Consider the following 21,457-nt stretch of genomic DNA (forward strand, 5'->3'; position numbering starts at 1 on the left):
TCTTTCTTTGTATATATCTGAATGTATTGATTAACCACCAAAGTCGTCAAATAATACATTTTCTTTCGGTACACCGAAGTCTTCAGTCATCTTAATTACCGCTGCGTTCATCATAGGAGGTCCACAGAAGTAGAATTCGATTTCCTCTGGCTCATCATGCTTACCTAAGTAGTTGTCAATTAAAGCTTGGTGAACAAATCCAACGAAACCATCGCCTTCTCTGTCATCCATATCTTTCTTAGGCGTCCAGTTATCTTCTGGAAGCGGCTCAGACAATACTTTGTAGAAACGGAAGTTCGGGAATTCCTCCTCGATCTTCTTGAAATCCTCTTCGTAGAATAACTCACGACGAGAACGACCACCATACCAGAACTGTACCTTACGGTCCGTTTTCAATGTGTGGAATAAGTGGAATAAGTGCGAACGCATTGGCGCCATACCTGCACCACCACCTACGTAGATCATCTCAGCGTCAGTCTCTTTGATGAAGAATTCACCGTAAGGACCTGAAACTGTTACTTTATCACCTGGCTTACGTGAGAATACGTAAGAAGAACAGATACCTGGATTCACGTCCATCCAACCGTTTTTCGCTCTATCCCAAGGTGGAGTTGCGATACGGATGTTCAACATGACAATGTTACCTTCTGCAGGGTGGTTAGCCATTGAGTAAGCTCTGAAGATCTCCTCATCGTTAACCATTTTAAGATCCCAAAGACCGAATTTATCCCATTCTGGTTGGTATTCGTCTGGTTTCTTACCCATACGAGGGTGAGCAGTGATATCGATATCCTTGAAGTTTACAGTTACTTCAGGAACGTCGATTTGGATATATCCACCTGCCTCGAAATCAAGTGTCTCACCTTCAGGAAGCTTCACTACGAATTCTTTAATAAAAGATGCCACGTTGTAGTTAGATACAACCTCACACTCCCATTTCTTAATTCCGAAGATTTCTTCTGGTATTTCTACTTGCATGTCATTTTTTACTTTAACCTGACAAGCAAGGCGGACATTTTCATGTTGTTCGGCACGGCTTAGGTGACCTACTTCGGTAGGGAGTACATCTCCACCACCGTCTGTAACGCGACATTTACACATCGCACACGTACCACCACCACCACAAGCAGAAGGCAAAAAGATTTTTTGCGCTGAAAGTGTCGTTAAAAGTGTTGAACCCGCAGCAACAACTACTGGGTTTGACTCATCACCGTTTAAAACGATTTTTACGTCACCACTTTGAACTAACTTCATCTGTGCGAATAGAAGTACGAAAACCAAAAACAGGATCAAGACCGTAAAGGCCACAATCGCTGCAGGTACTACTACTGATAGTTCCATAAATAAAAATTTGGAAAGATAAGTTTTAAAATTTCCTTAATCGGCTACAAATATAAAAGCCTTCTTCTCTAATTAAAAGTAAAACAGGCTATAAATATTCTAAATAAATGATATTGAATCTTCCTCTGTTAAATTGACCTAAAACACATGAAAATTCATTAATGACTTTGCTTAATACTCGAACTTCATCTTGGCTAGATGACATTCTAAACCTCACTTCGTCAACTTATAAATACCAGAACAAAAGTAAACGTCTTTTTAATTTTATCTTTTTTATACTACTCTTCGTTCGATTTTTATCGCGTAACAGGGCTATGCTCTGCAAATCTGCCTCGATTAGAATAAAAAATAGCAACCCAAAATTGTTCTCTTTTCTTCTGTCCTAGTAATTAAACATTTTGTTTAATTGTTTCTGAACATCCATTTGAAAACTTCTGCATAAGTCGGCTTTTTACCATAAGTCAACAAACCAATTCTGTAAATTCTGCTTGCTACCCAAAGTGCTCCAATAAAACCAAAAAGAAGCGTCACCATGGAAATAATAACTTCAGTACCGAAACCAATAAAAGGTAATCTTATCATCATCACAACAGGTGAAGTCAGAGGAATTACTGACAACCAAAAGGCCATTGACCCTTGCGGGTCAGATACTACGCCTCCAGAAAGTGAAATCGCCAATATCAAAGGCATAGTCACAGGCAACATAAATTGTTGTGAGTCAGTTTCATTGTCTACGCTTGCTCCAATGGCGGCAAACAATGAAGAATACATCAAATAAGCAAAAACAAAATAGTAGATAAATACTAAAGTGGTTGTTGCAAAATCAAAACTTTCAATAGAATAATAAAGCTCTGTGATCTTATCGATTTCCACTTGCTCTACTTGGGCCTGCATATTATTGTCTAATTGTGCCATTTTTGTTTGTTCAAACTGATCATAGGGCACATCTACAAAAGTTGATAACGAACTTACAGCCACAACCCCCAATACAATCCACAAAAATAATTGTGTCAAACCAACAGCTCCAACACCTATAATTTTCCCCAGCATCAGTTGAAATGGCTTTACAGAAGAAACAATCACCTCCACCACACGGCTGGTTTTTTCTTCTAAAACTCCCTTCATCACCATGGTAGAATACATAAAGACAAAGAAATAAATCACCAATCCTCCCACAATTCCCATAATACTGGAAATTCCTACATTACTATCTGATTCTTCACCATCTCCTGTCAAACTCACTGTTCTAATGGGAATGGCTTGGTCTAATGCTTTGATTTCTGCTTCAGTGACACCTAACTGTGGAAGCTTCAATTCTTTTACCCTTTTGAGAATCCTTTGTTCTAATTCAGAGACTGCTTTAGCCCCCAACCCTTTGGATTCAAAAAGCACAACACCTTTTGTATTATTGATAGAAAAATCTCTTGGTATAAATAAAAATCCATCAATTTCTCCATTATTTAATTGTTCCTTACCATGATCAAGCCCTCCAAAAATTCTCAGAAACTTAAAAGAGGAGGTATTGTGGTCAAAATCATTTTCAAAAAGACCAGACTCATCCACCACTGCAATTTCCTTTTGATCGCCATCCGATATGCTTGCCCATATAATGATTCCATAAAAAGCAATAATCAACAACGGTCCTAAAATAGACATGATTACAAAAGAGCGCTTTCTCACTCTGGTCAAGTACTCCCTTTTAATTATTAATAGAATTTTGTTCATATGTTTATTGCTGTTCAGAAGTCGTTTTAATATTCCCGTTTTGTACCGCCTCGATAAAAATATCATGCATACTTGGAATGTTTTCCTGCATACCTAAAATTGTGCTTTGGCTTGCTGCTTCTTCAAGAAGTTGATTGGGAGAGGCATCAATAAGCCTTAATGTCTGTTTGTAACCGTACATTTCTTTTTCTGATGGTGAAATTACGGAATGAGGAGTAGTATTGATCAACACTTCCTTTTCTGTGATTAAATCAAATTGATGATTTCTATAAGCATTCTTAATATCGAATTGTGTTCCTTCCAATACTTTTTTTGACTTATTGATCAAAGCTATGCGGTCACAGAGCTGTTCTACAGATTCCATTCGGTGTGTAGAAAGAATAATAGTAGAACCTAAATCTCTTAAACGGAAAATTTCATCTCTAATCAACTGTGCATTGACCGGGTCAAAACCAGAAAAAGGCTCATCTAATATTAATAATTTAGGTTCATGGATCACAGTAGTGATAAATTGCACTTTCTGTTGCATTCCTTTTGAAAGGTCTTCCACTTTGCTCTTGTACCAAGGTTTTAACTCCAAGCGGTCCAGCCAGAATTTTGTTTTGGCTTTCGCATCGTGAAGAGACATGCCTTTAAGCTGAGCTAAATAAATGATCTGCTCCGCTATTTTCATTTTTTTGTAGAGTCCTCTTTCTTCAGGCAAATAGCCCATTCTTAATACATCCTCGGGTTGTAATGGGTGTCCATTGAAATAGATTTCTCCTTCGTCCAATGAGATAATTTGAGTTATTGATCGAATCAAAGACGTTTTTCCCGCTCCATTAGGTCCAAGCAAACCATAGATACATTGCTTGGGAACTGTCAAAGAAACGTTATCCAAAGCGGTATGATTAGCGTATTTTTTCGTTACACCCCTGATTTCTAATATATTCAATTTTTGGTATAGTATTAATTTTGTAAGATTTAATTGTACGCAAAATAAGACATATTCTATTAAACGACCTATTTTTATTGAAAGATCCTGAATTCTGTACATCAACTAGCTCAATTACAGCATTTTCAGTAAATTGCAATAGCTTAATGATCCAATAAGTGCATAAAGCACAACCTACTATCATAGTCTTTTTAGAAGACGCAACTACTATTTATTTAAACCTAATTTTTAACTATTATGATTAGATCAATTAAATCGCGCTATCACTTTAAGCGTACAGAAGCTAAGCCTAAAGTCAATCGAGAATTAGAAGGCTTTGACATCAAGATTAACAGTTCTGGAGAAATCGAAAGCTCTTACACTGTAGATCAACTCAATGAATTTTTGAACAAAAATGTTTTTGATAAGAAACTCAAAAACACCAATGAATAATTATAGATTAAGATAATATCTAACGATTTATCTTAGTATTTCGCAATAAAAGTCTTTCCAGCACGGGAAGGCTTTTTTTGTTTGAGCAAAGGTGATTTAAGACTGTCTTTACAACCTATTAATTATCAACACCTCCTCGATGTCAACATAATACAAAACGATCTTTTCTTATTCATATCCACAGTTTGAGTCACTTAATAAATATAAATAAGTTCAACTCCAAACAAAATAGCTCCGTTACTAAAACTGTATTAAATGAAAAAAACTCATGAAAAAGATTTTACAACTTTCTATCTCTTTTGTACTAATAGCTTTCACAACTATTTCTGTTCAAGCTCAAGAAAAAAGCACTTTAAAGAGAGGTGACAAAATAGAAAAAGTGGATATCCGTGATTTGAATAACAATGATGCGGTAACACCAGGTATAGGAGAAAAAGTAACATTAATCTTTTATCCTGATCCAGATAAACCTTCACAAAATGAATATTTCATTGAGGAAGTAAAAAAATGGAAGTTCCCAGAAGAAGAGTATTTAGCTTATGGTATTGTTAACCTAGCAGATTCTCCTTATCCTAACGGAATTATTCGTTTTATGACACGTCAAGTAAGAAAGCGTTCGAAACAAGAAGCGGATGCATTGATTCTTACTGACCCTAAACGCTTTATTCAAGACGCTTGGAATACAGGAGATTGTAATAATACATTTCCAATTTTGTTAGTGGATGCTGATGGAACGGTATTGTTCTGGAAAGCAGGAGAATTGACAGAAGAAGAAGTAGATTTTGTGATTAATGAAATCAAAAACAATGTTTCAGAATCACATAAATATACTGAAGAGGAAATGGCTCAGTTTGCTTTATAGTCCATTATCATATATTTCTCAAAAAGAAAAAGCCTCACTTATATGTGAGGCTTTTCTTTTTTAACCATATCTTAAGAAGTCTTCCCATCTTCGGATTAGCCTTTGCATATCCTGTGGAATTTCTGTATTGAATTGCATCCACTTTCCTGTAACTGGATGCTCAAAACCTAAAGATTTGGCATGTAATGCTTGACGAGGACAGATCTTGAAATTATTCTCAACGAATGTTTTGTATTTCCCTGTGCTCACACCCTTCAATATCTTATCGCCTCCATACATGGCGTCTGAAAATAAAGGATGCCCTAAATGACGCATATGAACACGGATCTGATGTGTTCTTCCTGTTTCCAGTTTACACTCTACCAAACTTACATAGCGCATATCTTTTAAAACCTTGTAATGTGTTATGGCATGCTTTCCATAAGTGGCATCATCTGGAAGTACAGTATAGACTCTTCTATCTTGAGCAGATCTGCCAATCAAAGACTTCACTGTCCCCTCCTTTTCTTCATCTGGAAAAGTACCCCAAACCAAAAGATTATAAGTTCTTTCGATGGTGTGATCGTAAAACTGCTTTGCAAGATGCGTTAAAGAGTGCTCTGTTTTGGCTACTACCAACAAACCTGAAGTATCCTTATCAATACGGTGAACCAAACCTGGTTTATCACTTCCATTAAAAGAAGTAGGAAGGTCTTTGAAATGATAAGAAAGGGCGTTGACTAATGTGCCTGATGTATTATTAAAACCTGGATGTACAACCATCCCTGGCTTTTTATTGACAATTAATAAATCCTCATCCTCATATAGAATATCAAGAGGAATGTTTTGAGGTTCAATTTCTTGTGCTCTTGGTTTTGGCATAAAAACCATCACTACATCACCTGCCGCCACTTTATAGTTCGGTTTTACAGGCAGGCCATTCACCAAGAAGTGTCCTTCTTTTAAGCCATTTTGAATTCTATTTCTTGAGAGATTAGGAATTCTATCTACCAAGAACTTATCAATTCTCAATGCTGTCTGTTTGGGATCTACTTCTATACGAAGCTCATCAAACTCGTTTAGAGATTGTAAATCTTTTTCGGTGAGATTAAAATCCTCTGGTCTGTAATAGAAATCTTCAGATTCCTCTTCTTCTTTTTTTGAAGAAGTCTGATCTTCATGAACAGCTGATGGATTAGAAACGGTACTATCGTCTCCAGTAGTGTTATTAGGCAGTAAGTTTGCCGAATCTTTTACTTCTTCCTGAGAGGTATTCTTTTTCGACATTTCTTCGTCATTAAGATGATTAATTTCTTCTTTTTTAACGTAATTGCTTGTTCCGCTCATCTCTTTTGATAATCAAGTTTTGTTTAAGGTTAACTCTAATTGGTTCTAAGAAAGAGTGTTGATCTAATGCTTTGAAAGTTATCATTGTGAGAGTAAAACCGTCAATTTGTACATCTCATAACACAATACTCTTACTTAATATAAAGGATTACATTCCAATTATAAAAGTTCCCTTAACTCTTTAATTAAAAAGCAAAATGATTTCTTACTTGAATTCAATTAATTGGCGTGAATAAATCAATTTCCGTAGTCGTACTCCAATGTACTTATTTATCCTGATTTGGTAATTTAAATCCGTTTTTGATGAAACCAACAAATTCTTGAAAAACGGCTTTATCAGTGAAAACGCTCTTTACAATTCCCCAAAAACCACCAACTGCTTGTTGCTGTTCCATTTGAGCTTTTGAAATCGCCGCTTTTTCCTGAATCAGCTGACGTTGCTCTTCTTCTTGCTTTGCTTTCTCCTCTTTCCAGTCTTCAAGAAGCTCTGTGATTTCTTTTTTCTCCGGGTCAATACCTTCATAACCTACAAGATCATTGGATTTCTTGTAATGTTCCTGTGCTTTGTCCCAAGCCCCAGTTTGTTCTTGTATCAAACCAAGATTATTATGTGCAATTGCATCTTCAGGGTCCAGTTCAATTGCTTTTTCATAATCAGAAATAGCCCCTTTAGTATCTTTCATATGTGCCTTTACAAACGCACGGCTTGAATATCTAAAAGGATTTTGTGGTTCTATCTGAATAGCTTTATCAAAATCAAGAATAGCTCTTTTGCTATTACCCTGCATATGCAATACAATTCCTCTATGAGCAAAAAAGTCTGCATTCAATGGCTGAAGGTTAATCGCTTTGTTGATATCGCCTAATGCACCATCATAAGCTTTCATTTTATAACGAGCCACTGATCGGTGGTAGAAAGCTCCAACATTCTTGTCGTTTTCTTTTAATACAGCATTAAAGTAAGACACCGCTTCTGTGTACTTACCTTCTTTAATCAATTCTAAACCTTGACTATATTCTTCCATATCTATTTACGAAGTGAACTTCACTTCCCAATTTTTATCCTTTCCCTTCTTCTGAAAAAAGCAGTAAATAATTTCTTATCTTTTCTAAACTTACAACAATGTAAAATGTGTAATTGTTTACAGCAGAGTATTACATTTCCAATCTTTCACTCAACTTTTGCATTAAGTGACTTGAGACTTCAATATCCCCTTCATTTTGAGAGAAGAACCCTTGCATCTCAGAGATGTAATCGATAAACGAATCTCTGTCTCTTGTCTGAATGATGTCAAACAGTTTGTTCATTTCATCTCTGAAAATTCGCACAACTTCATACACAAATTCATTTCTCATTTGAATGTCAGCATATAGCAATGGATTCTGCATGACATATCGAGTATAAAATACGATAAAAATTCTGTAAGGAGGGGAAGCAACACTCTTAATATCTTCAAAGTCTTCGTTATATCTTGCCATTGTCTTGGCTGAAACGAAAACATTGAAGTGATTTAGGCCTTGCACTAATCCCATTTGCTTGTCATGCTTGATGTATTCAACATCTTTTACAATCCCTTTATGAAAAGTAAAAAACTCCTTGAAAGCTTGTGCCAAGTCCTCTGCCCCATCTACATGATTGAACAAGACAACGTTTCCATCAAAGCTTTTGATTGAAGGACCAAACATAGGGTGAATAGAAAGATATCTTGGCAATACTTCAGAATAGACTTGTCTTAGAGATTTATATTTCTCCACCACAAATTTTTTCACTGAACATAAATCGACCAAATATTTATCATCTAATGATGGGAATACTTCTTCCATCACATTAGACATCGCTGAGATAGGCACTGCTAGGATCACAATATCTGCCCAATCTGCAAGCTGTCTATTCGACTCAAATTCACTTTCTTTTCCCCTTGATGAAAACCTTGTCTCGATTCCCTGTGCTCTGAAAAATTTCACAACCCAGCTCCCTAATCCTTGGTTACCACCAACAACTCCTATTTTTTGCTTGTTTAGTTCCACAATTATCTCACTCAGATTTTATATATTCGTTAAAATTACTTCATTTTTGAAGATTCAAACGAGATTCTTTTTGCATTCGTCATGCAAAAGTACGTATTTCATTTTTTATTTGGGAGTAGAAGCAACGTGAAGTGGCGAAATGACGATGACTTTTGATTATTTTATGCCTGTAGACTGTACAGGTGAGACATTAGATGAGTATTTAGAAGAGGCTTGGTTTAGAGATGGACCAATGATGTCTCGCTATGAGATGATTTACTTCAGAAATCATGTCTACTCCATCGTGCCCATACGTGTAGCACTTGACGGTTTTAAGTTTTCAAAAAGCCAAAGAAAACTAATACGCAAAAACAGCCAATATGAAGTAAAAATACAGCCTTTGGAAATTACAGAGGAAAAAGAAAAAATGTATGCTGAACATAAAGGCCGTTTCCAATCTCCAAATTCTCCTACCTCTCTGAAGAACTATTTTCTTGAAGAAGGCAATGAAGAGTCCCCTTTTGAAACTTGGGAACTCCAGATCCTCGATGGAAAAAAGATTGCCGCCATTTCTTTTATGGATCTAGGCAAAGATTCTATCTGCAGTATTCTGGCCCTTTTTGCTCCAGAGTATAGCAAACAATCATTGGGTATCACTACCATGCTCCTTGAAATAGAGTATGCACAGATGACCAAGAAAAGCTTCTATTATCCTGGTTATGTGTTAGATGAAGACTCCGTTTTTGATTATAAAAAACGTCTGAATAATCTTTACTTCTTTGATTGGGAAGATTATACATGGCGGGAATGGGACCAATTCAAGCCTGAAAAATCAACAAATGCTATTCTTCGTCAAAAGTTGGGAGCGGTACAAAAAATTGCAGGAGAGCTAAATGAAACAAAACTTGAGCTGATCCAAAACGAAGCTTTCTTTTATAATATATGGCACAATACTTTTGATGTATCAGGTATTGTCCCTTCTCCATTGTTTCTGGAATGGGAATCACAATGGTTCCATCAACTCTCCATCAATGTTGACTTTTTAGAAGATATTCATGAGCCTCTGTATGTTCTTACTCATCAACAAGAAGTTTTAGAACAAACATACTCAGCCACAGCTATCAATGACTCTCTTCATAAATTTCAGATGAGAATCAGAAACTCTGCCATTGTACAGCAACAAAATCTCTTTCTTCTGGAAGAATACTTGTTGCAAGAAGGCATTGAGACAGATATTACTAAAATGTTTTCGAACGGCAACAAACTAGATGGCTTTATAGAATTGGCGATTGAAGGAAAACACCTTACTATTTATATCTCCTATATTCTTTCCCAAAGAGTATTTTTAATGCAGGCTTCCAATGACCTCAGGGATATCACGGTAGATTCTTTTGCATCGGCTAGAGACTGTGCTATGGCCATCAAAGAATGGTATTATAGAAAGACTTTAAGTCTAGTTTTATAATACAACAACGCTTTTTTTACTTCTATAAAAGTATAATTTCAATTCAGGTTGTATTTTAGAAGTATGAAAAGAACTTTGTATCTCATATTAATCATTCCTATACTTTGTTTTTTTTCCTGCGAGGAAGAACAAAGTAAACAATTTCATCCTTCACACTTTTTTGATTTAAGTGATTTTGATACACTCACTTCTCCAAAAGACAATTTTTATCAATACGTAAATGGAAATTGGCTGAACAAGGAACCTATACCCAAAGACAGAGGTACTTGGGGCAATTATTCTGCATTAAGATTAAAAAATGATAAAAGGATAAAATCATTACTGGAATCTACTCTCCAGAAAGGGAATTATGGGAAAAACTCAAATACAGACAAAGCCCTCTCATTTTTTAATGAAGGTATGAATACTTCAAAGATTGAAAAATTAAAAGCGGATCCTGTCCGCCCTATTCTCAGAGAAATTATTGCAATTGAGAATTTTTTCGATCTTCAAAAAGTAATCACACAACTGCACACCAAAGGTATTCATCCTTTCTTCAAGCCGACCATATTCCAAGATTCCTATAGAAATAATAAACAAAGTCTGTTCCTTGAGCTTTCAGGAATCAGCATACATAATACTGTCTTTTATGCACTGCAAGATTCCAATGCCATTACCATGAGAATGGAATATGTGGACCATATAAAGCAAATGTTTCAATTATTGGGCTATACTCAAGAGCAAGCTTTTACCATAGCTAGCAGTGCCTACGCTGTTGAAGAAGATATTGCTGAACAGTACAATATTTCTATTCGAAATCACACCAACGAAAAGTATTACAATCTTAAATCATTACCAGAACTCACCGATATTTGCCAGTCATTAGTTTGGAAACAATACAATAAAGAAATTGGTATTCAGACTGACACCGTCATTGTCACCAATCTTACCTATTTCTCGAGTATTGATGCTATTATTCTTAAGAATGGTATTTCTAAGGTGAAAAATTATTTATTGTGGAGGGTTTTACATCATGCGGCACCTTACTTATCCAATGAGTTTGTTACGGAAGATTTTAGGTATTTTGGAAAAAAAAGAGATGGACTTCTGGAACAGCCCGAAAGATGGAAAGCGGTATTAAAAGCAACCAATAAAGCGGTAGGCTTTGCTGTCGGTGAATTATACATTGCCAAATATTTTCCTCCAGAAGCAAAGATCAAAGTCAAGAAAATGATTGATAACATTTTGCTTACTGCTGAGGAACATATTCAGAATATTGAATGGATGAACTCCAAAACCAAAGAAAGTGCATTGCAGAAACTAAACAGTTTAACCATAAAAATTGGTTATCCTGATAAGTTCCCCTCTTATTCAACCTTAAAATTGGGCAAGTCTTATTATGAGAATGTGATTCTATCTAATCAATGGCTTTTCCAGAAAAAGATTGATGCTTTTAATAGCGGAAGCAATACGAAAAAATGGATTATCACTCCTCAAACAGTCAACGCTTATTATCATACACTCTATAATGAGTTTGTAGTGACGGCTGGAATTCTTCAACCACCATTTTTCCATTACCAAGCAGATGACGCCGTTAATTATGGAGCGATTGGAGCCGTAATTGCACATGAAATCACTCACGGTTTTGATAATATAGGCAGACGATATAATGCTGAAGGAAATGTACAAAACTGGTGGACTTCTAAAGACTATTTTGCTTTTAAAGAAAGAACTAAAAAGCTCATTCATCAGTTTGATCGTTATGAACCACTGCCTGGAATTAACATCAATGGCAATCTCACTTTAAATGAAAATATAGCAGACCTCAGCGGTTTAGCCATGGCTTATCATGCACTAGAACAAACTCAAGGGGCGAATGTGAACGTCACAAAAATTGATGGTTTCACGCCTCAGCAACGTTTCTTCATCTCATGGGCTACACTTTGGAGATCTAAAACTCGTGTTGAAGTGCTACGTCAAAAATTAATGACAGAAACTCACCCTCCAGGAGAATACAGAGTAAATGGACCTCTTTCTAATTTCACGCCATTTTATGAAGCTTTTGATGTGCATGAACATGATGGAATGTGGAGGAAAGAAGAAGATAGAGTACAGATTTGGTAAAGAATGCGATTCTAATACTTGATTCAAGTACATCTTGGCTAAAATGATAGGAAAAGTAATCTAGAAAAAGTTCGTAACGAAATGGAATGTCTACTTTTAGGATTACAGTCATTTATACTTTTTATAAAGTCTTCAATTTTTGTGGTTTTTATACTTTAATTACGTTGCTTATTAGAACAGTAACCTATTTCCTATCACTTTCTTCTCAAGTTACATGAAAGTTGAAACGAAGCTACAGCACTTGAATTTACTACAGTCTAATCTATAGATCTTTACAGTGTTGTGCTTTTCACTATTTATATTTTATCATAATTCCAGCTGTTCCGCCTTTTGGATCATAATATGTTTCAATCTTACCCCATTTGAATTTTCTTTTTGGGCTCAGATTATCAGTTAACCACCTTTTGTATAATTCCTTTTTCCTTTGTTCATTTCCTTCAGTCCAATCTGCCCATGTCTTTTTTAATTCGTCAAGTAAAGAAAATCCAAAGTCAATAGAATCAAGCTGATCATTTTTGAAACATAAATTAAAATGAAAAAAGGCACCAGATAGTTCAACCTCTTTTAAATTAATCCACTTGTAGCCGTTATTATAGTCTAATGTTTCATGTTTAAAATCTCCAGACTGGTTGAGTGCTTCTTCAAAACTCATTTTATAATAAAACAACTTTTTATTAATCTGAATATGTCCAGAATCAATGTCAATCAGGTTACTTATAAATAGAATCTCTTCTTTCATCTTCCTCTTTATTTTCACTTATTCTCTACATAACGAAGTTACTGAACTGCGAGCGAGGGCACATCGGTCCAGACTTGCTGTTTTTAGCTGATATTAGCTACTTTTTAAATTTCTTTTTTTTGTGCCTCTCAATAATATAGTTATATAACCGATCTTTCATATTAATAGAGTCAATTTCATAATCCACTAATAGTAAAGACCTCCATCCTCCTGAATTATACACTCCTAATAAACCAAGCTCTTTTGTCCAAAAAACTTCAGACTCCTCATCATAACTATTTGGTCTATCATAATAACTGTGATAGACTAGAATAGAATCTTTAGAAATCTTCGTAGAATCTAAAAATTCACATGCTAACCCATGATAGTTAATGTTGTTTTTGAATCGTAAAAATTGAAAAATAAAAACTGGTTATAGTTATTATAAAAAGTAAGACTCTCATATACAGTGTAATATTTATTTACTGGATGTAGAATTCAACCATAGGAATTCCATATTCAGCTTCATGAAAGTCTTTGTATAAGTTTATTATATCAAAAAGTTCTTTCCCTTCTGAGTTTACAAACCAAGGCTCCCAAACCTTTCCTTCTCCATCTAATTTCATATTCCAGTCACCTCTCTTTTTAGATTTATAATATTCACCTATATATGATAAAATTGGATGAATTATTTGGTTTAGAAACTCATCTCCTCCATAATTCCATTTAATAGATTCAGACAGGATTGAAATACATGTTTTGTCAAATTTCAAATAAGTCGAGTCAAAATTTAGAATTGCAGGAAGTTTTTTGAGTTCTTCCATTGTATGATTTGGATAGTCCCTTCCGTACTTCTCCGATAAATCCTTATAAATATGGACTCCTCTTCTTAATTCAGGGTTTGCTTCATATTCATTTCGCCAATTAAGTTTTTTTTCGTATTCATTTGTAAAACTTTCCATAGTGTAAAAAATATGTGCTGTACCTATTCCGATTTTAGCAGTCCCAGCAACATTCAACTGTTCAAAGTCACTTATTAGGATTAAATATCCTTTGGGGGAATTATACAGAATACTCTTGAAATTATTATCAAATTTGATATTTTCCTTTATCTTAATTAACTCATGCGTTTTTATGATTTTTTCCGCATCATTTGGGTAAACGATATAATTATTGACATTGAATTGAATTGGAAGTATACCATTTATAAACTCCTCTTTACCTGATTCATACCCATTAGGATAATGAATATTTAAAACCTCTCTATTATCAAATGCTAAAGCATGCAAGTTTTCATATAATGTTGACTCATCTTTATATCTTATAATCACTTGACCATTTGATAATTGAAAAACTTTAAATCCAAAGTATTCTTCAAATTCAGCTTTATATTTTGTCAAGTGCTTTCCATCAAGTTGATTTATTAAATCATCTGCTTCTTTTTCAGATAACCGTATATAGTATGAAATTCTGGGTTTGAGAAAATCAACTTTGTTTTTAATGAATCTTACTCTTTTGAGGTTATTAAAATCTTTTTCACCTTTTAATAATACTCCTGATTTATCATAGAACTCAATAATAATTTGGTCTGAACTTATAGAATAAGTCCGAGCTGTCAATTCCTTACTTAAGGATTCATGTATTTTGCCATTATTAACTTTTAAAAGTTCATTTAGCTGGGTTTCATGTAATAACTGAACCTCAACTTCAAATTGATTAGGATATATAATTTTCATACAATACGAGTAATTGCAAATAGAAAAAAACAGAATAATATTTATGAGGTTGATTTTCATTTTTATAATTGAATTTAGCCACCTATTATCTGCATATCGACCAAAGGGAAGATTGCATTTGAACGTTGAATAAACACAATGACGTCTATCCTTAAAAAATTAGTTTGCTGAATAGATTGTTGAAAGCATTTCACAATTTATTGGTTATTGTAATACGAAACAAGGAGAGATTTCTTGTAAAGTGAGAATTTAGCATCACTCCAATGATAAAAAATAAGGAGGCGAATCAAAATTTTCTTTTCAATTCGCCTCCTCTATGTTTTAGAAGAATTCATTATTCCTCTTTATTTTTCACTTCGAAAAGTGCATCTTCCACCGCATTATAGCAGACTTCTGTTTCAAAACCTTTACCTGCTAAATGCTGAAGTGCTTTACCTTTAACCAAGTGGTTTTCTTCCCCTTTTTCTATGAGTCTTTCCACCTTTTTGAGTGCAATACCTAAAGCCACTTCATAGTATTCCTCCTCATTGATCTCTTTTAAGGCCTCTTTTCCTAAAGAAGGAGAGACGCCCTTCTGATGTAAAGCCATCTGAATTTTGCGTCTCCCCCATTTATTGCTTCTGAATTTGCCTCTTACAAAAGAAGAAGCATACCTTTTTTCATCCCAAAACTTATTCTCCTTCAGCCATGCTAAAACCTCTGGAATATCTTCCTCGTCATATTCCCACTTTATTAATCGGTTCACAATTTCTTGCTGACAACGATCTTGATAGGAACAATACGCGGCTATTTTGGGTAGAATCTGCTGATAGGTATAATTCATTAAAATATTTTTGATTTGTTGACTACTTTCTGAGTTACATTATAGAACTCATTGAAGACATTGAACGAACGGTCGCCTTCTTTGATTTTCTGTTTAGTATAAGATCCGTCTTCATTCATTACGAAGCTATTGACATTATCCTTCAAATTGAAGTCTAGGATGTTGATGGCTTCTTTTTTACACAATGGATCTACAATTTCAAACTGTGATTCAATTCTTCTGTCAAATGATCTTGTCATTGCATCGGCACTGCCTCCATATACAATTGGCTCTCCATTGTTATGGAAATAGAACAACCTCGTATGCTCTAAGAAATCACCTACGATTGATCTCACAGTAATATTTTCACTCAATCCTTCACGCCCTGGACGGATACAGCAAATTCCTCTTACAATTAAGTGAACTTTTACACCTGCTTGAGATGCGGCATAAAGTGCATCCATCATTTTATCATCCTGGAATGAGTTGACTTTAATAACAATTCCTGACGGCAAACCATCTTTGGCATTTTTAGCTTCCTGTTCAATTAAATTGATAAAACCTTTACGCATCTGACGAGGTGCTGTAAGGATTTGATTATAGCGTTTCGGTTGAGAGTGACCTGTAATGGCGTTGAAGAATTCTGATACATCTTCTCCATATGCTTCTTTGGAAGTCAATAAACCAATATCAGTGTACAATTTTGCTGTAGACTCATTGTAATTGCCACTACCCAAGTGAGCATATCTTGTTACTTGATCACCTTCATTTCTTACCACAAGCATCAGCTTTGTATGAGTTTTCACAGCTGACATACCATAAATTACAAAACACCCTGCCTCTTGTAATTTCTTTGCTTCCTGTAAGTTGTTTTCCTCATCAAAACGAGCTTTCACCTCAAACAATACCGAAACTTGCTTACCACTTTCTACCGCAGCCAATAAAGCTTTCGTTACTCTAGAGTCTTTTGCCAGGCGGTAAATTGTCATTTTGATCGCTAATACCTTAGGATCATCTGCTGCTGCCTCCAATAGCTCCAACATTGTGTCTGGGCTATTGTATGGATGATGAAGAAAAATATCCTGCTTTTTCAAGCGGTCAAAAATATTGTCACTGTCTCCTTTCTTAATGCTCTGCATTGCTACAGGAGTAGTAAACTGAGGAGACGTAGGTTGTAAATAGGCAAATGCCTTATGACCTACAATCTGCCAATATCTTGTATGATCCAACAATACTGGAGATTCAAAAATATTGTCTTCATCTATATCAAAACGCTCCATTAAGACTTCTCTTAACATTGGACTTGGGTCTGCTGTGATTTCCATTCTCACAACCCTACCCGTTTTACGCGTTCTTAATTTTGATTTTAATTCATTTAAAAAGTCCGTATCCAAATCGTCACTTTCATCCAAAGTGAAATCACCGTTTCTTGTTAGTCTGAATAAATCTACTGACTCTACTTCAACATTTCTGAAAAGACGTGTGATGTGTGCCTCGATAATAGATTCAATAGGTACAAATACCCAATAATCCTCTCTTTCTATTTGGAAAAACTTAGGAAGGTTTTTAGGTATCTGAACAAATGATATTTTTCTTCTATTTCCTGTTACTTCTCTCTTATCCGTTGTCACTACACCAAAAATGGTCAGCAAATTCTGTAAAACAGGAAAAGCATGGTAAGTATCATAAACCATCGGAGTAAGCATAGGGAAAACCATTCTGTTGAAATATTGGTCTACATGCTCTCTCTCATGATCATTCAGATCCTTTACATCCAAAATCTTGAAGCCATTGTTTTCAAATTCAGGTTGCAGCTCTTCCAACAGTAATTGTGACTGTTGCTTTGAGAAACCATGAATATCTTCAAATAGCTTTTGTTTAAATTGATCTTCCCTTAACCCTGAGTAATCCGTTCTCCTTTTTCCGTAATCAATGTAATTATAAAGCGACCCTACACGAATCATAAAAAATTCATCCAAGTTTGAAGCCGTAATGGCCAAAAACTTCAGTCTTTCGAAAACTGTTCTCGAAGACATTTGTGCTTGGTATAAAACTCTATAATTGAACTGAAGCCAGCTTAAATCTCTACTGATGTAATTACTACTGTTGATTAGTGCTGCTATCTTCTCTTGATTTATCATAAATTACGGTGTATAGGATTTTTTGGATATATATGTTATTTGTTATTCAAAATTACTATTTATTAATGGCAAAAGCATTACCTGATTGTAAGTTTATTGTAAAATTATTTCATTATCTTCATCATTAAATTGAACAACAAAAAAACAAATATTTAATATATTTAAATGAAATCGATACTATCATTATTACTGTTTATTCCCATTTTTGCTTTCGCTCAAAATTCCATTATTGTCTTCCCTTACACACAGGAAAGTGAATCATTCTGTGATAATTATAATGTATACAATACAAAAATGGCCATTCAAGCCATTGAGGAAATTTATAAATACAATGCGTATAATGTAGTCGATACTAAATCACCTATGCGTAAAGTACAATCTGAAAATGCTTGCCATCTTTCCAACTCCAAAATCAAATCTGCACTTTTGGGAGGTTGGCAGAGTACATACATTGAGGTGTCTTACGAATTACACAAAACCTCTCAGGGCAACTATTTTGAATTGTACCTTCTTTTCAGAGATGCCGCTTCTTCAGACGTATTGGTGGCTTTTAAGGAAACTTCCAAAAAACGTTATTCTTCCAATATCAAAGATTTTACGCACAGCTTGTTTGAAGCCAACTTTGAAGAATTTGTCAAGCAGTGTAACTGGGCCAGATCAAGTGGACAAAAAGTAGATTTAACAAGCTTCAGTATTCCTTCCATCTCTCCTTCACAAAAAACAATGTTTGCACAACAGGAAAATACCATTGAGGTCAAGGAAGAGAAAAAGGTGAAACCAAAAGCAGTTGACAACTTCCCATTGAGTGATGTAGACAAAAATATTCCTTCTTATGGGAAGGTTAATGAAAATGCTATTGCTGTAATCATCGGTAATAGAGACTACAAAAACAACGATGTACCTGAAGTAAAATTTGCTAGAAATGATGCAAAAGTGATGAAGTCTTATCTGAAAAATGGACTGGGTTTTAAGGAGGGTAATATCATTTATGTAGAAGATGCAACACAGGCCGATTTCAATGCAATTTTCGGTATTAAGGGCAATGCTAAAGGAAAGCTTTTCAATTATGTAAAGCCAAATGTATCTGATGTTTATATCTATTATTCAGGCCATGGAGCTCCCAACCCTGAGACCAACAAAGGTTATTTTGTACCTGTAGATACAGATCCTTCCTTGATTCACTTCAATGGATATTCTTTAGACACTTTTTATGAAAACTTGAGTTTGGTACCTTACAAATCCCTCACTATTGTAGTGGATGCCTGTTTCAGTGGCAGTTCTGAGGGTGGTATGCTCTTGAAAAACATTTCGCCAGTATTTATCAAATCAGAAAATAAAGTACTCAGAGATGACAACGTAGTCATTCTTACTTCCGCCGCTTCAGAACAAGTTTCTTCTTGGTATAATGAAAAGTACCATTCACTATTCACGTATTATTATTTGAAAGGATTACAAGGTGCTGCAGATACAAATAAAGACAGAAAAGTGACATTAGGAGAGATGAAAGCCTATATTGTTGATAATGTGCCTTACATGGCAAGACGATTAAACAATAGAGAACAAACGCCTGAAATGACCGGGGATGAGGATATTATTTTAATTCAGAGATAATGGATTCATTACTATTTATCACCTTTTTCTTTGCTTCTATTTTTCTTATTTTTCAGTATTATCAACTTCGTAAAGAAAAAAGAAAGAAATACAACACACTGATAAAAAACTGGGGAACAAGTGATAAAGACCGGTATATTAACTTTGATAGAACGGAAAGGTATTTTTTAAAAACAGGGCATCATTTAACCTCTTATCAGTCAATATCTCAAAATACAATTGTTGATCTTGACCTTCATGAAGTGTTTAGGTTTATCAATAGGACCCTATCGAGTATAGGAGAACAGTTTTTATATTATAAATTTCTAACCATTCAGTACCCTCACAAAAAATCTAACTTTTCTAATCTTGTTCAATTCTTTCAACATAAAGAAAAGGAACGGCTCCAAATTCAATCAATCCTACAACAGTTGGCAACACCTAGAGGGTATTATGTAGAAAAGCTTATTCATGACCCACATATCAAGGCTCCACCTTATTATTGGTTTTGCTTTTTGAGTAGCATTATTACATTTATTTCAATAGTCCTATCAATATGGCATTCACCATTATTATTGCTAGTGATTCCTTTATTTATTATCAATATGGCAATGCACTATGTTAATAAGAAAAATGTTGATCATTACAGTGAAGGACTCTCCGTTTTATTCAAAATGCTTAAAGTGAAATCAAAGCTAAAGCCTTATTTTGAAAATGAAATAAACAATGTCTCTACGAAAGAGCTCAAGAAACTAAAAATTTACTCCTACTTCATCCAATTCACTTCTGACAATGACCAAGATCCAATTGCCCAATTGTTGATTTGGAATATTGAACTCTTAAAAATTCTGTTCAATGTAGAAGTGATTGCATTTTATAGTTGTATACAAAAACTGGAGAAACATAAGAATACTATAGATGAACTCTTTCAATATATAGGTCAAATTGATGCTGCTCAATCTATTGCTAATGTACTATCTGGTGAATTAATTACATGTCAGTCTCATTTTTCAAAACACTTTCATGTTGAAGAAATAGTACACCCCTTATTAAAAGATTGTACCCCCAATTCATTTTCACTCAATAAAAAAGGAATGTTACTGACAGGATCTAACATGTCTGGAAAAACAACATTCATAAGAACGGTTTCTATCAATGCGCTACTCGCTCAAACATTTGATTTCTGTTTTGGCAAACATTACAATGCTCCTTACTTTAAGATTTATTCGAGCATTAGAATCAATGATAGTTTAAAAGAAAACACCTCTTACTATTTACAAGAGGTAAAATCTATCAAAAAAATCGTTGAGGCTTCCCAAGAATCTACTCCAAGCTTATTTGTAATGGATGAACTTTTCAAAGGAACAAATACAATAGAACGTATCAAAAGTGCCAATGCGATATTATCTTACTTATCCAAAGGTAATCATTATACATTCGTGGCAACGCATGATCTGGAATTGACAGAATTACAATCAGACCGATATGAACTTTGGCATTTTTCCGAAATCGTAAAAGATGAAAAAATTTACTTTGACCACAAATTAAAGAAAGGAAAACTGAGTAGATTCAATGCTATTGAAATTCTTAAACTCAATGACTATCCTGAAGAAATCATTAATACCTGTCTTGATGAATTATAATGAAAAATAAGAAACTCATCTATCTTACTGATTCAATCATTCTTTTATTCGGTGCTTTTATTGCCTATAAAAGTGGACGTTTTGAACTGATTTCTTGGAGCTTTCCATTGCTCATCGTCACTCATATCTTATTTGATATAGACACCTTTATCGGTTCGAAAATCTTTCAGAGTGAATATCATGGAAAAATATACCCTTACCATTCTTTCTATTTTGGAATAACTGAAAAACTAGGTGTATGGTGGTTTATATTTTTAATACTCAAGTCCCATCAAGATGTTTATTTAAGATACACGCTAATTTTTACTTTCTTTTTAGGTCTAATTTACCTATTACTTAAAAACAAAAAGCAGTTTTTCAATGCTGAAATCACTGTTGACCATTTAATTTTTCGAGACTCTTTGAGTTCAACAATAATCATCAACAAAAGAGATATCAAAAGCATTACTTTAGTGAATGAGGATAAGTTCGAAATCATTGAAGAGGACAAAAGAAAAAAACACTATATCTACCTTAAAAGAGTCCATAAAAATTATAGAGATGACTTTACAGCTGAAATCAATCAACTTAAGGATAACATTAAAACGCCTCAAAATTAATTTGATAATGAATATTTAATACCTTCTTTTTCA

Annotated in this window: 17 protein-coding genes; 7 read left to right on the forward strand and 10 right to left on the reverse strand. The window is 34.5% G+C overall.

From position 1 onward, the window contains the following. Positions 1–30: 30 nt before the first annotated feature. From nqrF to AVL50_RS14240, 3 genes are all read right to left on the reverse strand, one after another. The gene (nqrF, locus tag AVL50_RS14230; protein ID WP_062617154.1) at positions 31–1,341 is read right to left on the reverse strand and encodes an NADH:ubiquinone reductase (Na(+)-transporting) subunit F; all 1,311 of its coding nucleotides are present in this window, start codon (positions 1,339–1,341) and stop codon (positions 31–33) included. Between the two features lie 402 nt (positions 1,342–1,743). After that, positions 1,744–3,066 (reverse strand): ABC transporter permease, encoded by a 1,323-nt coding sequence (locus AVL50_RS14235; protein ID WP_063850714.1) that lies wholly within the window; start codon positions 3,064–3,066, stop codon positions 1,744–1,746. Between the two features lie 4 nt (positions 3,067–3,070). Then, on the reverse strand, positions 3,071–4,000 hold the full coding sequence (locus tag AVL50_RS14240) for an ABC transporter ATP-binding protein (RefSeq protein WP_062617469.1): 930 nt from the start codon (positions 3,998–4,000) through the stop codon (positions 3,071–3,073). A 237-nt stretch (positions 4,001–4,237) separates the two neighbouring features. On the opposite strand from AVL50_RS14240, the gene AVL50_RS14245 reads away from it, so the two are divergent. Both AVL50_RS14245 and AVL50_RS14250 read left to right on the forward strand, forming a co-directional pair. After that, entirely contained in the window at positions 4,238–4,432 is a 195-nt protein-coding gene (locus AVL50_RS14245) for a hypothetical protein (protein WP_062617156.1), read from the forward strand. 268 nt (positions 4,433–4,700) lie between these two features. Then, a complete protein-coding gene (locus AVL50_RS14250) occupies positions 4,701–5,294 on the forward strand; it encodes a YtfJ family protein (protein WP_062617157.1) in 594 nt (197 codons plus the stop codon). Between the two features lie 60 nt (positions 5,295–5,354). On the opposite strand, the gene AVL50_RS14255 is transcribed toward AVL50_RS14250, so the two are convergent. The 3 genes from AVL50_RS14255 to AVL50_RS14265 all read right to left on the reverse strand — a co-directional run bounded on the left by AVL50_RS14255 (position 5,355) and on the right by AVL50_RS14265 (position 8,648). After that, entirely contained in the window at positions 5,355–6,620 is a 1,266-nt protein-coding gene (locus AVL50_RS14255; RefSeq protein ID WP_253764286.1) for an RluA family pseudouridine synthase, read from the reverse strand. Positions 6,621–6,886: 266 nt separating this feature from the next. Beyond that, a complete protein-coding gene (locus AVL50_RS14260) occupies positions 6,887–7,645 on the reverse strand; it encodes a tetratricopeptide repeat protein (RefSeq protein WP_062617158.1) in 759 nt (252 codons plus the stop codon). Between the two features lie 130 nt (positions 7,646–7,775). After that, the gene (locus AVL50_RS14265) at positions 7,776–8,648 is read right to left on the reverse strand and encodes a prephenate dehydrogenase/arogenate dehydrogenase family protein (protein ID WP_062617159.1); all 873 of its coding nucleotides are present in this window, start codon (positions 8,646–8,648) and stop codon (positions 7,776–7,778) included. 145 nt (positions 8,649–8,793) lie between these two features. Here AVL50_RS14265 and AVL50_RS14270 point away from each other — a divergent pair, with 145 nt between their 5' ends. Both AVL50_RS14270 and AVL50_RS14275 read left to right on the forward strand, forming a co-directional pair. Next, on the forward strand, positions 8,794–10,092 hold the full coding sequence (locus AVL50_RS14270; protein WP_172826846.1) for a hypothetical protein: 1,299 nt from the start codon (positions 8,794–8,796) through the stop codon (positions 10,090–10,092). Between the two features lie 63 nt (positions 10,093–10,155). After that, a complete protein-coding gene (locus tag AVL50_RS14275) occupies positions 10,156–12,195 on the forward strand; it encodes a M13 family metallopeptidase (protein WP_062617161.1) in 2,040 nt (679 codons plus the stop codon). Positions 12,196–12,487: 292 nt separating this feature from the next. Here the strand turns inward: AVL50_RS14275 and AVL50_RS14280 are convergent, their stop codons facing one another. From AVL50_RS14280 to ppk1, 4 genes are all read right to left on the reverse strand, one after another. Next, positions 12,488–12,934: a hypothetical protein gene (locus AVL50_RS14280; RefSeq protein ID WP_062617162.1), complete on the reverse strand. Its 447-nt coding sequence runs from the start codon at positions 12,932–12,934 to the stop codon at positions 12,488–12,490. A gap of 461 nt (positions 12,935–13,395) precedes the next feature. Further along, the gene (locus tag AVL50_RS14285) at positions 13,396–14,649 is read right to left on the reverse strand and encodes a hypothetical protein (protein ID WP_062617163.1); all 1,254 of its coding nucleotides are present in this window, start codon (positions 14,647–14,649) and stop codon (positions 13,396–13,398) included. Positions 14,650–14,983: 334 nt separating this feature from the next. Continuing rightward, entirely contained in the window at positions 14,984–15,472 is a 489-nt protein-coding gene (locus AVL50_RS14290) for a regulatory protein RecX (protein ID WP_062617164.1), read from the reverse strand. Further along, positions 15,472–17,592, reverse strand: coding sequence for a polyphosphate kinase 1 (ppk1, locus tag AVL50_RS14295; protein ID WP_062617165.1), 2,121 nt, complete (start codon positions 17,590–17,592; stop codon positions 15,472–15,474). Before ppk1 ends, AVL50_RS14290 begins: the two co-directional genes overlap by 1 nt. 165 nt (positions 17,593–17,757) lie before the next feature. Here ppk1 and AVL50_RS14300 point away from each other — a divergent pair, with 165 nt between their 5' ends. Genes AVL50_RS14300 through AVL50_RS14310 form a run of 3 tightly spaced genes read left to right on the forward strand, consistent with a single transcriptional unit; the run spans position 17,758 to position 21,424 of the window. Continuing rightward, positions 17,758–19,203: a DUF6175 family protein gene (locus tag AVL50_RS14300; protein WP_062617166.1), complete on the forward strand. Its 1,446-nt coding sequence runs from the start codon at positions 17,758–17,760 to the stop codon at positions 19,201–19,203. After that, positions 19,203–20,825: a hypothetical protein gene (locus tag AVL50_RS14305; protein WP_062617167.1), complete on the forward strand. Its 1,623-nt coding sequence runs from the start codon at positions 19,203–19,205 to the stop codon at positions 20,823–20,825. Before AVL50_RS14300 ends, AVL50_RS14305 begins: the two co-directional genes overlap by 1 nt. After that, the gene (locus tag AVL50_RS14310) at positions 20,825–21,424 is read left to right on the forward strand and encodes a hypothetical protein (protein WP_062617168.1); all 600 of its coding nucleotides are present in this window, start codon (positions 20,825–20,827) and stop codon (positions 21,422–21,424) included. The genes AVL50_RS14305 and AVL50_RS14310 overlap by 1 nt, the downstream gene beginning before the upstream one ends. Positions 21,425–21,457: the final 33 nt, after the last annotated feature.

The organism is Flammeovirga sp. SJP92 (genome assembly GCF_001583495.1).
Taxonomy (GTDB): Bacteria; Bacteroidota; Bacteroidia; order Cytophagales; family Flammeovirgaceae; genus Flammeovirga.

Excerpts from the sequence above, each read along its gene's own strand:
- nqrF (WP_062617154.1), bottom strand. The coding sequence starts at position 1,341 with ATGGAACTATCAGTAGTAGTACCTGCAGCGATTGTGGCCTTTACGGTC.
- AVL50_RS14235 (WP_063850714.1), bottom strand. The coding sequence starts at position 3,066 with ATGAACAAAATTCTATTAATAATTAAAAGGGAGTACTTGACCAGAGTG.
- AVL50_RS14245 (WP_062617156.1), top strand. The coding sequence starts at position 4,238 with ATGATTAGATCAATTAAATCGCGCTATCACTTTAAGCGTACAGAAGCT.
- AVL50_RS14250 (WP_062617157.1), top strand. The coding sequence starts at position 4,701 with ATGAAAAAGATTTTACAACTTTCTATCTCTTTTGTACTAATAGCTTTC.
- AVL50_RS14255 (WP_253764286.1), bottom strand. The coding sequence starts at position 6,620 with ATGAGCGGAACAAGCAATTACGTTAAAAAAGAAGAAATTAATCATCTT.
- AVL50_RS14260 (WP_062617158.1), bottom strand. The coding sequence starts at position 7,645 with ATGGAAGAATATAGTCAAGGTTTAGAATTGATTAAAGAAGGTAAGTAC.
- AVL50_RS14270 (WP_172826846.1), top strand. The coding sequence starts at position 8,794 with ATGACTTTTGATTATTTTATGCCTGTAGACTGTACAGGTGAGACATTA.
- AVL50_RS14275 (WP_062617161.1), top strand. The coding sequence starts at position 10,156 with ATGAAAAGAACTTTGTATCTCATATTAATCATTCCTATACTTTGTTTT.
- AVL50_RS14280 (WP_062617162.1), bottom strand. The coding sequence starts at position 12,934 with ATGAAAGAAGAGATTCTATTTATAAGTAACCTGATTGACATTGATTCT.
- AVL50_RS14285 (WP_062617163.1), bottom strand. The coding sequence starts at position 14,649 with ATGAAAATTATATATCCTAATCAATTTGAAGTTGAGGTTCAGTTATTA.
- AVL50_RS14290 (WP_062617164.1), bottom strand. The coding sequence starts at position 15,472 with ATGAATTATACCTATCAGCAGATTCTACCCAAAATAGCCGCGTATTGT.
- ppk1 (WP_062617165.1), bottom strand. The coding sequence starts at position 17,592 with ATGATAAATCAAGAGAAGATAGCAGCACTAATCAACAGTAGTAATTAC.
- AVL50_RS14300 (WP_062617166.1), top strand. The coding sequence starts at position 17,758 with ATGAAATCGATACTATCATTATTACTGTTTATTCCCATTTTTGCTTTC.
- AVL50_RS14305 (WP_062617167.1), top strand. The coding sequence starts at position 19,203 with ATGGATTCATTACTATTTATCACCTTTTTCTTTGCTTCTATTTTTCTT.
- AVL50_RS14310 (WP_062617168.1), top strand. The coding sequence starts at position 20,825 with ATGAAAAATAAGAAACTCATCTATCTTACTGATTCAATCATTCTTTTA.